This is a genomic window from Janthinobacterium sp. C22 (genome assembly GCF_057919405.1).
The window spans coordinates 2,556,267-2,568,328 of the sequence record NZ_CP193659.1 but is presented as its reverse complement, the minus strand read 5'-3'; the positions used below and the strand labels follow the sequence as shown (position 1 = coordinate 2,568,328).

Annotated in this window: 13 protein-coding genes and 1 pseudogene; 4 read left to right on the top strand and 10 right to left on the bottom strand. The window is 63.0% G+C overall.

Annotated elements, in window-relative coordinates; genetic code table 11:
- The first annotated feature begins 229 nt into the window (after positions 1 to 229).
- The 4 genes from ACRHIG_RS11835 (at position 230) to ACRHIG_RS11820 (ending at position 2,979) form a co-directional block, all read left to right on the top strand.
- A complete protein-coding gene (locus tag ACRHIG_RS11835) occupies positions 230 to 688 on the top strand; it encodes a hypothetical protein (RefSeq protein WP_475415456.1) in 459 nt (152 codons plus the stop codon).
- A gap of 76 nt (positions 689 to 764) precedes the next feature.
- A complete protein-coding gene (locus tag ACRHIG_RS11830) occupies positions 765 to 1,529 on the top strand; it encodes a hypothetical protein (RefSeq protein WP_489630266.1) in 765 nt (254 codons plus the stop codon).
- Positions 1,442 to 2,191, top strand: a complete 750-nt coding sequence (locus ACRHIG_RS11825; RefSeq protein WP_489630265.1) for a Dyp-type peroxidase — start codon at positions 1,442 to 1,444, stop codon at positions 2,189 to 2,191. Before ACRHIG_RS11830 ends, ACRHIG_RS11825 begins: the two co-directional genes overlap by 88 nt.
- Before the next feature lie 128 nt (positions 2,192 to 2,319).
- Positions 2,320 to 2,979, top strand: coding sequence for a glutathione S-transferase family protein (locus tag ACRHIG_RS11820; RefSeq protein ID WP_489630264.1), 660 nt, complete (start codon positions 2,320 to 2,322; stop codon positions 2,977 to 2,979).
- Between the two features lie 6 nt (positions 2,980 to 2,985).
- Here ACRHIG_RS11820 and ACRHIG_RS11815 read toward each other — a convergent pair whose 3' ends face one another.
- The 10 genes and pseudogenes from ACRHIG_RS11815 to hfq form a co-directional block, all read right to left on the bottom strand.
- Positions 2,986 to 3,291 (bottom strand): NIPSNAP family protein, encoded by a 306-nt coding sequence (locus ACRHIG_RS11815; RefSeq protein WP_034752016.1) that lies wholly within the window; start codon positions 3,289 to 3,291, stop codon positions 2,986 to 2,988.
- Positions 3,288 to 4,214, bottom strand: a complete 927-nt coding sequence (locus tag ACRHIG_RS11810; protein ID WP_489630263.1) for a WD40 repeat domain-containing protein — start codon at positions 4,212 to 4,214, stop codon at positions 3,288 to 3,290. The genes ACRHIG_RS11815 and ACRHIG_RS11810 overlap by 4 nt, the downstream gene beginning before the upstream one ends.
- A complete protein-coding gene (locus tag ACRHIG_RS11805; protein WP_489630262.1) occupies positions 4,211 to 4,720 on the bottom strand; it encodes a GNAT family N-acetyltransferase in 510 nt (169 codons plus the stop codon). The genes ACRHIG_RS11810 and ACRHIG_RS11805 overlap by 4 nt, the downstream gene beginning before the upstream one ends.
- A gap of 61 nt (positions 4,721 to 4,781) precedes the next feature.
- On the bottom strand, positions 4,782 to 5,327 hold the full coding sequence (locus tag ACRHIG_RS11800; RefSeq protein WP_034752020.1) for a phosphoribosyltransferase: 546 nt from the start codon (positions 5,325 to 5,327) through the stop codon (positions 4,782 to 4,784).
- A 65-nt stretch (positions 5,328 to 5,392) separates the two neighbouring features.
- Positions 5,393 to 6,706 carry an adenylosuccinate synthase gene (locus ACRHIG_RS11795; RefSeq protein WP_034752021.1) on the bottom strand — a complete coding sequence of 438 codons (1,314 nt, stop codon included), beginning with the start codon at positions 6,704 to 6,706 and terminating at the stop codon, positions 5,393 to 5,395.
- Positions 6,707 to 6,709: 3 nt separating this feature from the next.
- A complete protein-coding gene (locus ACRHIG_RS11790; RefSeq protein ID WP_475415461.1) occupies positions 6,710 to 7,882 on the bottom strand; it encodes an ATP phosphoribosyltransferase regulatory subunit in 1,173 nt (390 codons plus the stop codon).
- A gap of 270 nt (positions 7,883 to 8,152) precedes the next feature.
- The gene (hflC, locus tag ACRHIG_RS11785; RefSeq protein WP_475415462.1) at positions 8,153 to 9,040 is read right to left on the bottom strand and encodes a protease modulator HflC; all 888 of its coding nucleotides are present in this window, start codon (positions 9,038 to 9,040) and stop codon (positions 8,153 to 8,155) included.
- A pseudogene (gene hflK, locus ACRHIG_RS11780) lies at positions 9,040 to 10,334 on the bottom strand (FtsH protease activity modulator HflK). Before hflK ends, hflC begins: the two are co-directional and overlap by 1 nt.
- Positions 10,335 to 10,336: 2 nt before the next feature.
- A complete protein-coding gene (gene hflX, locus ACRHIG_RS11775) occupies positions 10,337 to 11,557 on the bottom strand; it encodes a GTPase HflX (protein WP_475415464.1) in 1,221 nt (406 codons plus the stop codon).
- 114 nt (positions 11,558 to 11,671) lie between these two features.
- On the bottom strand, positions 11,672 to 11,908 hold the full coding sequence (hfq, locus tag ACRHIG_RS11770) for an RNA chaperone Hfq (RefSeq protein WP_008450615.1): 237 nt from the start codon (positions 11,906 to 11,908) through the stop codon (positions 11,672 to 11,674).
- Positions 11,909 to 12,062: the final 154 nt, after the last annotated feature.

Genomic DNA, 12,062 nt, shown 5'->3' with positions numbered 1-12,062 from the left:
CCAGCGGCGCCGCTTGCGCTTCCCGCAACAGGCCGGGACAGCCTGGCGGCAGAGTGTCCGCCGGTGCCGGCCAGCCCCGGCGACTATCCACATGAGACCGCATTTCATATCGACTATCATGTTGCAATAGTGTGGATTTAACAACAAATCCGAAAATATAGTTTTTGACGCAGTGCGCGCCGCGGCGTAGTGTCGGCCCTCCCGACAACCACGTAATGAGGAGCTTCTCATGGCAAATCCACTGTGCTTAATGATGCCGGTACTACCCGGCACCAATCCGACCGCCATCGCCGCAACATTGGTGGAATTCCAGGCGAAGATCAATGCCGCCCTCACCGAGATCGGCACCGTGCACTTTGCCCGCTTCACCCTGTTGGACCGCTCGCAGCCCAATCTGCTGCCCAACATTAGCTCGGCGGGCACGTCCAATAGCCTGATCATCGGCGTGATCACCGAGTATGACGGCAGCTTCAATGACTACATCGAAGATTTCGTGGCCCGGCTGGGCGAGGTATTCGACGCGCTGCTGCAGTTTGTCGTGGGCGGCAAGGCGCTGATGCCCGTTGCCAACCATGTGGCCGCATTTGAAGCCTTCATCACCGCCAACGACGCCGCGCAGCACGTGCCCAATAAAGGCCTGTACAGCGCCTATCCGCAGACCGTCCAGAAAATCCTCGCCTCGGTCTGAACCGAACACCACGCCGGGGCTGCGCAAGCGGCCCCGCCACCCTGCCAGTCACGACCCCAGCCCCCGGAGAGACAGCATGGCCGATCCCACCATCGATTACGACGACGTGCAAGGCACGATCCTGCGCGGCTACCGCGTCAACCTGGCGCGCCATTTCATCCTCAGCATCACGGATGCGGCGCAGGCGCGGCGCACCATCGCGGCCCTGCTCGACGGCAGCGACGGACTGCCGTCGATAACCACAGCGCGCCATATCCATCCCAAGCCGCCCTGCTTCCTGAACCTCAGCTTTACCGCTCCCGGCCTGTCTGCGCTGGGAGTCGCTGCGACCGACCTGGCCACCTTTGACCAGGCATTCCAGCGGGGCGCGGCCGATCCGGCCAGCGTCACTGCCGTGGGCGACGTGGGCACCAGCGCCCCCGAACACTGGCTCGGCAACCTGGGACCGGCCACCGAGGCTGGCCAGGTGCATGCGCTGCTGAGCCTATGGGTCAGCGAATCGACGGATGTGCTGCAGGCGACCTCGGCCACACTACGCCGCGCCTTTGCCGCCGGCTGGCGCGAACTGTATGCGCACGACGGCGTGGCCCTGCCAGGCAACCGCGTGCATTTCGGCTACCGCGACAGCATCGCCCAGCCGGACGTCGATGGCGCCCCGCAGCGCAAGCGCGAACATGACCCCGACCCGCTCAACAGCGTCAAGACGGGGGAGTTCCTGCTCGGCTATCAGAATGAAAACGGCGGCACCTACCGGTGCAGCCGCCGCAACTGTCCACCAACGGCAGCTATGCCGCCTTCCGCATCCTGGAGCAGGACGTGGCCCTGTTCGACAGCATCCTGAGCCAGGGCACGGCCAGTTCCGGGCTCAGCACCGAAATGGTGGCCGCCAAGATGTGCGGGCGCTGGCGCAACGGCAATCCGCTCGTGCTCAGACCGGACGAGGCGGGCCCCGTGCTGCCGGACGCCAGCCTGAACCGCTTTCACTATGTCGATGAACAGCCGGAACTGGACGACACGCTGGGCCTGAAATGCCCGATCGGCGCGCATATCCGCCGCAACAATCCGCGCGACGAAGCCGTCGTGGGCGCCTCCGCCCGCCACCACCGCATCGTGCGGCGCGCCATGCCCTACGGCAGCGAATATGATCCGGCCGCACCCATCGCAGAGCAGCGCGGCCTGGTCGGCTATTTCATCAATGCCAGCCTGCGCAATCAGTTCGAATTCCTGATGAAGCAATGGAACGATGACGATACCTTCGTCAAATCGGCAGTCGGTCCGGCCGGTCCCGAGGCGGGCAATGCCACGCTCAACATCAGCGGCCAGGACGTGTTCCTGGGCATCAACGACCCTGCCGTCAGTTCCTTTACCTTGCCCGGGGTAGGCCCCAAGGGCAGCGGCAATACCAAACTGCAGCATTTCTCGCGCAGCGTCATCACGCGGGGCGGCGTGTATTGCTTCTTCCCCAGCATCACGGGATTGCGCTACCTGGCGAGCCTCGGCTAGGCGGGCGAGCCAGGAATGCAAGCGGGAACGGCCCGTGCACGATCGGCCCGGACCGCTTGCATTGATCCTGTGATTGCACTATCGTTGCTGCACGCGCGTGTTGCCAACCTTGCACAGGAGATCCTACCGTGTCGCTGATCCTCTACGGCCATCCCTTTTCCTCGTACACGCAAAAGGTGCTCATCGCCCTGTACGAAAACGCCATACCGTTCGATTTCCGCTGCCTGGCGCAGGACATGCCGCAGCACCTGCAGCAGTGGCTGGAGCGCTGGCCGCTGCGCAAGTTTCCGCTGCTGGTGGATGGGGAGCGCAACGTCACCGAGACCAGCATCATCATCGAATACCTGCAACTGGCCCATTCCGGCCCGCAGCGCCTGCTGCCGGACGACGCCATGCAGGCGCTGGACGTGCGCTTTCTCGACCGCTATTTCGACCTGCACGTCATGACACCCGTGCAGCATGCCGTCGGCGCCGCCCTGACTGGCGACCCGGCAAAGACCGAGGAAGGCCGCGCGTTTGCCGGCGACAAGCTGGACCTCGCCTACGCCTGGCTGGAAACCCACCTGGCCGGCAAGACGTGGGCGACGGGTGAAGACTTTACCCTGGCCGACTGCGCCGCCGCTCCCTCGCTGTTCTATGCGGATTGGACGCAGCCGATTCCCGCCACGCTGCCCCTGCTGCGCGCCTACCGCGCGCGCCTGCTGGCCCGTCCATCGTTCGCCCGCGCGGTGGAAGAGGCACGCCCGTACCGCCACCTCTTTCCCCTGGGGGCACCGCAACGCGACTGATCCCGTTCAGGCAAACACGGGGCGGAAAAAACTGCGCTCATAGCTGACGATGCAGCGCGTCTCCTCGGCGTAGCGGAAGGCGGCCTGGCATTCGGCATCCTGCATCGAATCGCTGCGGTACTGCTCGTACAAGGCCAGGCTGGGGAACGAGAACATGGCCAGGGCCACGTTGCTGGCCCCTTCCGACGGCAAGAAGTAGCCGTGATGCTGGCCGCCGAAGCGCTCGACCAGCGGTATCCACAGCTTGCCGTAGGCTTCGAATTCCCGCAATTTATACGGGTCGATGATGTAGCGCAAATAACAGGTGATCATGCGGTTTCCTTGTGAACGTTCAACTCCATCAGCATGCCGGATTCCCAGGAGCCGATGGCGGCCAGTGGCGAGTCAGGTAGAAAATCCAGCGCGCAGGGATACGTAAAAGCGTGTTGTGTCAGCACGCCGAGGCCCGGCCAGCCATACAACAGCAGCTTGCCCTTGCCGATGCGTCCCAGCGCGCTGCCGTCGGGCAGCCAGCGCAGGGCGTCGCCCGTGCCGCCGCCCGCCTCCACCGGCACCGTGGCCAGCCGGCGGCCATCGGCCAGCGCATATACCGACAGGAACTCCTCGCCGCCCGCGTGATGCAGCACGGCCAGGGACGCCCCGTCCGGCGACGGCGCGCACGACTTCAGTCCTGGCAGCGACAGCACCATGCACCCGCCGCCCGCCCGCAGGGGCCAGTCCCATACGCTGCAGTAGTCGGGCGGCTGCACCTGCCCCTCGTCCACCGATTTGACCCCGTGCTGGAGCAGCAAACGCCGCCCGCCATCGATGGCGCAGAGCCCCCGCAGCATCTCGCCAGGGTACTCCTGGGTGAAGAGCACATCGCCCGTCTGTGCGTCGCGCATCCGCAGGCGGCCATCCCAGCCGCCGTCGGCAAGATACCGGCCGCACGGCGACCACGCGGGATCGCAGCCTTCGCCATCCTTCTTGTTCTGGAAATTGAGCAGCAGTTGTCCCGCCTCGGCATCCACCACGGCCAGCTGGCCCGTCGTGCTCTTGATGGCCAGGCGGCCGCCGTCGGGCGAGAAGGCCACGCCCGACATGTGCGCGATGAATTTGCCACGCCACAGTTTCTGGCGTGCCGCCACGTCCCACAGGACCAGGTCGCGCCCCAGCACGGCCAGGCGCGTGCCATCGGGCGAAAACCGCACGGCGTAGCTGCAGCCCAGCTTCAGGGGCTTGCGCGTTGCCGTCATGGGCGCGCCAGGCGGTACACCACGCTGTCGATATCGTAATGGCGTTCGATGCCGACGTACCGCATGCCCAGGCGGGTCATGACCTTGATCGAGGCCGCGTTGTCGGGATGGGCCACGGCCGCCACTTCGGGCGCGCCGACGACGTTGAACGCATGCGCGACGATGGCGGCCGCCGCTTCGCTGGCATAGCCCTGGCCCCAGCCCGTGCGCGCCAACCGCCAGCCGATTTCATGCGGCTTGTCTTTGTCGCCATCAAGGTGCTGCAGGCAGGCCATGCCCACCATCTCGCCGTCATCGAGGCGGATCAGCGCCCACCACGAATAGCCCCATTCGATCCAGCGGCCCGTGATGCGCTTGACAGCCGCGCGTGTATTTTCTTCCGTCTCGGGCTGGCCCGCGTTCAGGTAGGTCATCACCTCGGGATCGGTGTTGAGCGTGCGCATGCGCTCGTAGTGGCTCTCGTTGATCGGTTCCAGGCGCAGGCGCGCCGTCGTCAGTATGGTCATCGCATTTCCTTGGACGAAAAAAGACGATACACGATCGTCTTTTTTGCAAGCGCGCACGCAATTACTTGCCTGCTTCGCCCTTCTTGATCCACGCCGCCAGCTGGTGCGGGCGCAGGCCGTCGTAGTCTTCGAACGGCTGATGGATCCACGGATTGTGCGGCAGTTCGTCGAGGAAGTAGTCGGGACGCACGACGGAGCAGCCCTTCAGCCAGATCACGGCCGATTTGACTTCGGTCACGTCGGGGAAGTTTTCCTTCAGGTGACGCGTGACCTTGTCCAGGGTGACGCCCGAATCGGCCAGGTCGTCGACCAGCAGGATGCGGCCGGCCAGCGGGCCCTTGGTCATGGTCATGTACTTGGCGATATCGAGGTCGCCGCGCACCGTGCCCGCGTCTTCGCGGTAGGAGCTGGTCGACAGGATGGCCAACGGCAAATCAAAGATGCGCGAGAACACGTCGCCGGGACGCACGCCGCCGCGCGCCAGGCACAATACCTGGTCGAATTTCCAGCCCGATTCGTAGACCTTGAGCGCCAGGCGCTCGATCAGGCGGTGGTATTCTTCCCAGTTGACCCAGAGATGTTGATCGTTCGATTGTGGGGTAGTCATGATAGTGGAATCTTATTATTAGCGTGATTAAAAAATCCGCCTTGCGGCGGATTGTGTCCAGCAGCTTACTCGAATGGGTGGCGCAGCACGATCGTTTCTTCACGATCCGGACCGGTCGAAACCATGTCCACCGGCACGCCGACCAGTTCTTCGATGCGCTTGATGTAAGCGCGCGCCGTTGCGGGCAGCGCCGCCAGCGATTTCGCGCCGACCGTGCTTTCCGTCCAGCCCGGCATCTCTTCGTACACGGGCACGCAACGGGCGGCTTCTTCGGCGCCCGATGGGAAGATGTCCGTGGCCACGCCGTCGATGGTGTAGCCGGTGCACAGTTTCAGCGTTTCGATACCATCCAGGACATCCAGCTTGGTCAGGCACATGCCCGTCACGCCGTTGATCTGCACGGAGCGGCGCAGCAAGGCGGCGTCGAACCAGCCGCAGCGGCGGGCACGGCCCGTCACGGTGCCGAATTCATGGCCGACTTGCGCCAGGTGGTGGCCGACGCCCGCATCCGTTGGCAGTTCCGAAGGGAACGGGCCGGAACCGACGCGCGTCGTGTAGGCCTTGGTGATGCCCATGATGTAGTGCAGCATGCCTGGGCCCACGCCCGAACCGGCGGCGGCATTGCCGGCCACGCAGTTCGACGAGGTGACGAACGGATAGGTGCCGTGGTCGACGTCGAGCAAGGAACCCTGCGCGCCTTCGAACAGCAGGTTGGCGCCGGCCTTGTGCGCCTTGTACAGCGCGCTCGACACGTCGGTGACCATCGGACGCAGGCGCGGCACATAGGCCAGCGCGTCGTCGAGGGTCTTCTGATAGTCGACTTTCGGCGCCTTCAGGTAGTTTTCCAGCACGAAGTTGTGGTAATCGAGGTTTTCGGCCAGCTTTTCGGCAAAGCGCTTCTCGTTGAGCAGGTCGGCGATACGGATCGCGCGGCGCGCCACCTTGTCTTCGTAGGCCGGGCCGATGCCCTTGCCGGTGGTGCCGATCTTCGCATCGCCACGCTTGGCTTCGCGGGCCAGGTCGATCGCGGTGTGGTAAGGCAGGATCACGGGCGCAGCGTCCGATACTTTCAGGCGCGAGGCGACTTCGACGCCGACGGCTTCGAGCTTGTCGATTTCGCGCAGCACGTCCGGCACGGAAACGACTACGCCGTTACCGATGTAGCAGGCGACGCCTGGACGCATGATGCCCGACGGGATCAGCTGCAGCGCGGTTTTCACGCCGCCGATGACCAGCGTGTGGCCTGCATTGTGGCCGCCCTGGAAGCGCACCACGCCTTGGGCGTGATCGGTCAACCAATCGACGATCTTGCCTTTACCTTCATCGCCCCATTGGGTGCCGATGACAACAACGTTCTTTGCCATAATTTTCTTTGACATCACTCAACCTAAGTTTTTAAGAATCCAGCTACTACCATTATCGGCAAGTACCAGCACGCGATCGCACTCGAACTCGTCTTGTTCATTACTGTGACCCGGCATACTCTGGATCACGACCTCGCCCGCCTTGCGCAACTCGGCGATTTTTTCCTTCAATTCTGGCGCGCTGCCCCACGGCGCGCGGATCGAATGCTTCCGTTCCGCGGTCGGCAACAGGCGCGCCAGTTCGCGCAAATCGAGCGAGAAGCCGGTCGCGGGACGTGCCCGGCCGAACGCTTCGCCGACGTGGTCATAACGGCCGCCGCGCGCAACCGCGTTCGGCAAGCCTGGTACATACAGCGCAAACATCGCGCCGCTTTCATATTGGTAGCCGCGCAGGTCGGCCAGGTCGATCGCCACTTCGGCGCGGCCCAGGGCCTTAGTTTCCACAGTCGCGGCCAGCGCGGCCAGTTCGGCCAGCGCCTTGAGCACGCCCGGCAGCGGCGGCAGCACTTCGCGCGCACGCGCCAGCACGTCGATGTCGCCGTACAGGTTCGGCAAGGCCAGCAGCGCGTCGCGCGTCACGGCATCGTAGGATGCGGTCAGGGCGCGCAGGCCCGGTGCATCTTTCGCGCGCAGCAAGGTGTACAGTGCAGCTTCGTCGCGCCCGGCGGCGGCGTCTTGCGCAATGATAGCGCGCAACAGGCCCACGTGCGACAAATCCAGGCGGACCGCGTCGAACCCGGCCAGTGCCAGCGAGGCGAGCGCCAGTTCCTGGATCTCGGCATCCGCTTCCAGGCCAGCATGGCCATAGATTTCGGCGCCGATCTGCAGCGGTTCGCGGGTGGCATGCAGGCCCGACGGACGGGTATGCAGCACGCTGCCGGCGTAGCACAGGCGGGTGACGGTGGCACGGTTGAGCAGGTGCGCGTCGATGCGCGCCACTTGCGTCGTCATGTCGGCGCGCAGGCCGAGCATGCGGCCCGACAGCTGGTCGACCAGTTTGAACGTGCGCAGGTCGGTATCCTTGCCAGCGCCGGTCATCAGCGATTCCAGATACTCGAGCAGCGGCGGCATCACCAGTTCATATCCGTACAGACGGAAATTATCCAGCATGAGGCGGCGCAGCTCTTCGATCTTGCGCGCTTCCGACGGCAGAACATCGGCAATATTTTCGGGCAAAAGCCAATTCGGCATGAGGGAGCGAGATACGGAAGAAAGTTGAAAAAATGCATCATGCGAGGCAGCGGCGGGCGCGCCAGGCAAGAGGCCGAACCTGATATTTTACGCGAAAACACGGGCCTTTAGGGATAAGTTCTCCGAATCGCTGCCGCACAGCCCTAAAAACACCGCATTTTACGCCTTCCCGCAACAGCGTGGCGGGCACAAAAAACGGGGCCGGCATCGATGCCGGCCCCGCTGCTGCTGCCACCCGTCCTTGCGGCCGGGCGCAGTGTCGATGCTGTCTTACTTCTTGGACGGAGCGGCCGTGCCGTTACCCTTGAAGTACTTGAAGAATTCCGAACTCGGATCGACCACCATCACGTCGCCCTTGTCCTTGAAGGTGGCGCGGTAGGCTTCCAGGCTGCGGTAGAACTTGTAGAACTCCGGATTCTTGCCAAACGCTTCGGCATACACCTGCGACGCCTTGGCATCGCCCTCGCCGCGGATCTTCTCGGCTTCGCGGTACGCTTCGGCCAGGATCACCGTGCGCTGCTTGTCGGCGTCGGCGCGGATCTTCTCGGAATCGGCCGATCCGGTCGAACGCAGCTCGTTGGCCACGCGCACGCGCTCGGATTTCATGCGGTCGTACACGGAGTTGTTGATCTGCTCGACGTAGTCGACGCGTTTCAGCCGCACGTCGACGATGCCCACGCCGATGGACTTGGCTTCGGCCGAGACCTTCGCCAGGATCGCTTCCATCACCTTGCCGCGCTGGCCCGAGATCACTTCGCGCACGGTGCGCTTGGTGATTTCATCGTTCAGCGCCGCCTTGACGATTTGCGACATGCGGTTGCGGGCACGGCTTTCATCGCCGCCGAAACTGCGGAAATACAGTTTCGGATCGGAGATGCGCCATTTGACGAAAGCGTCGACGAGGATGTTCTTCTTCTCGGCCGTGATGAAGCGCTCCGGTTCCGGCGTGTCGATGGTCAGCACACGCTTGTCCAGGTACATCACGTTCTGGAACGGCGGCGGCAGCTTGAAGTACAAGCCAGGTTCGCTGATGACGTCCTTGACTTCACCAAGGGCGAAGACGATGGCGTATTTACGCTGATCGACGACGAACACGGTCGAGGACAAGAGCATGATCGCGATAAAGCCCGCGATCAGGGCGGCTACGATACGGTTCATTAGCGGCTCTCCCGTTCACGCGAAGAGCGGCTGTCGCGACGCGAATTGACTTCTACTGTCTGCATGGCTTCCTGTGGCATTACGGTGTTGGCTGCGGGTGCGGCCGCCGCAGCGCGCGCTGCCGCGGCCGAAGCGTCCGACGCCGCCTGCTGGGCGATCAACTTGTCGAGCGGCAGATACAGCAGATTGCTGCCCGTCTTGGCGTCGACCATGACCTTGCTGGCACTGCTGAACACCTGCTGCATCGTTTCCAGATACATGCGGTCGCGCGTGACGGCCGGTGCCTTCTGGTACTCGACCAGCACCTGCTTGAAGCGCGACGCATTACCTTCGGCATTCTCGGTCACCATGGAACGATAAGCCTCGGCTTCCTGGATCAGGCGGAATGCGGCACCACGGGCCTTAGGAATGACGTCATTGGCGTAAGCCTGGCCTTCATTCTTCTGGCGCTCGCGGTCCTGGCCGGCCTTGACGGCATCGTCGAAGGCGGCTTGCACCTGCTCCGGCGGCTGCACGGCCTGCATCGTCACGTTGTTGATGAAGACGCCGACCTTGTAGCGGTCGAGAATCTGCTGCATCAGCTGCTGCGTTTCAAAGGCGACCTTCTCGCGTCCTTCGTACAGCACGAAATCCATCTTGCTGCGGCCGACCACTTCGCGGATCGCCGTCTCGGCGACCTGGCGCAGGGTGTCTTCCTGGTCGCGCACGTTGAACAGCCACTCGCCCGGGTCTTTCAAGGTGTACTGCACCGCGAACTGGATGTCGATGATGTTTTCATCGTCCGTCAGCATCAGCGACTCGCTGGCCTGCTTGTTGCGCAATGAAGTGCGGTAACCCACTTCCACGGTGCGCACCTGCGAGACGTTGACGGTTTCGTCGGTCTGGAACGGGTACGGCCAGCGCCAGTTGAAACCGGCCGGCGCGGTGCGCGTGAACTTGCCGAACGTCAGCACGACGCCGCTCTGGCCCTCCTGCACGATGAAGGCGCCGCTGGCGAGCCAGATGAAGACGGCGATCACGCCAACGACGCCGGCGGTGATGCCGGCGCCCTTCATGTCGGGGCGCGGGCCACCGCCGCCACCGTTGTTATTGCCGCCGTTGTCGGGACGGTTCTTCTGTCCGAAAAGGCGTTCAGGCGCTGATTGAAATCGCGCCACAGCTGATCGAGGTCCGGCGGACCTTCGCCGGGCTTTTTGCCTTCTTGGGCTTTCTTGCCGTCGTCCTTGCGATTGCCCCAGCGGGGATCGTTCAGGGACAACTTCAAGCCTGTTTTTTTGAGTAGGGAGACAAGCATAACTATCGTGTTCCGACTTGGGAGTGGGTGGAAATCCTATCGTCCTCGCCAGGCTCTTCGTCCTGGTCCGGGGCGGCGCCATCGTGCTGGTCGTACTGACCGTCAAACTGATCTTCCTGTGCTTCATCGTTCTGGTACAGGTGGGCCGAACGGGGCGCCTTCCTGGCCATCTCGACGATCGCATCGCGCAGCAGGTCGAGCCCGCTACCCTTCTGCGCACTGACGAACACGCGACTGATCGTAGCATATTCGTCGCGCTCCACCGAAGGCTCCAGCCCGGCCGCATCGATCTTGTTCCACACGAGGATTTGCGGAATATGATCGGCGCCGATCTCTTTCAAGACCAGGTTGACCTGCTCGATCTGCTCCATGCGCACCGGTGACGCGGCGTCGACGACGTGCAGCAGCAGATCGGCATGGATGGTTTCTTCGAGCGTGGCGCGGAAAGCGGCCACCAGCTGGTGCGGCAGTTCGCGCACGAAGCCGACCGTGTCGGAGATCACCACATTGCCCACTTCCTGGCCCAGGTAAACCCGGCGCGAGGTGGTGTCCAGGGTGGCGAACAACTGATCGGCAACATACACGCCGGCCTTGGTCACGGCATTGAACAGGGTCGACTTGCCGGCATTGGTATAGCCGACGAGGGACACGGAGAATGTGTGATTGCGGCCGCGCGCGCGGCGCTGCGTTTCGCGCTGCTTGTGCAGCTTTTCCAGGCGCGCGCGCAAGGACTTGACGCGCTCGCCGATCAGCCGGCGGTCGGTCTCGAGCTGCGTCTCGCCGGGACCGCGCAAGCCGATACCGCCCTTTTGCCGTTCCAGGTGGGTCCAGCCGCGGATCAGGCGCGTGGCCAGATGTTGCAGCTGGGCCAGTTCGACTTGCAGCTTGCCCTCGTGGCTCTTGGCGCGCTGCGCGAAGATATCGAGGATCAGGCTGGTACGGTCGAGCACGCGCACATTCAGGCGCTTTTCCAGATTGCGCTGCTGGGCAGGTGACAGGGCGTGATTGAAGATGACGATTTCCAGGCCATCGTTGACGACGGCGTCGCCAATTTCATCGGCCTTGCCGCTGCCGACGAAATACGCGGAATCGGGACTGGAACGCTTGGCCGTGATGGTGGAAATCGGGTCCGCGCCAGCCGAACGCGACAACAGCATGAGTTCCTCCATGCTGGCGGCGAAGTCGCTGTGACCGAAGTCAACCCCGACTAGTGCCGCGCGCATGATGGCATCAGATGAGTTGCGGCGGACGCCGACGCCGATGCAAACGCATCAGCGCCGCTGGCGCGGACGGGGGCGATGGAGGGTGAAAGGCGCTGGGCCGTCAAGCTCAACGCTTTACTCCGCTTCAGATTCAATATTGAGATTGACGGCACGGGCCGGCACCACTGTCGAGATGGCATGCTTGTACACCATCTGCGTGACCGTATTGCGCAGCAATACGACATATTGATCGAACGATTCGATATGGCCCTGCAATTTAATGCCATTGACCAGGTAGATCGAGACAGGAACATGCTCTTTGCGTAATGCATTGAGGAATGGGTCTTGTAACAGTTGCCCTTTGTTGCTCATAACAGCTCCGTTGTTTATGTTGTTGTGTAAGAATTGGAGGCGACTCGCTTGATTTCAAGTGCTCTCACACCTTTCAAAGAAAGAAAGATGCGTCATAGCTACTGTAACCTGTTTTCGCGATCGCTGTCGCGCATGGCGCATTAACACTTTATTA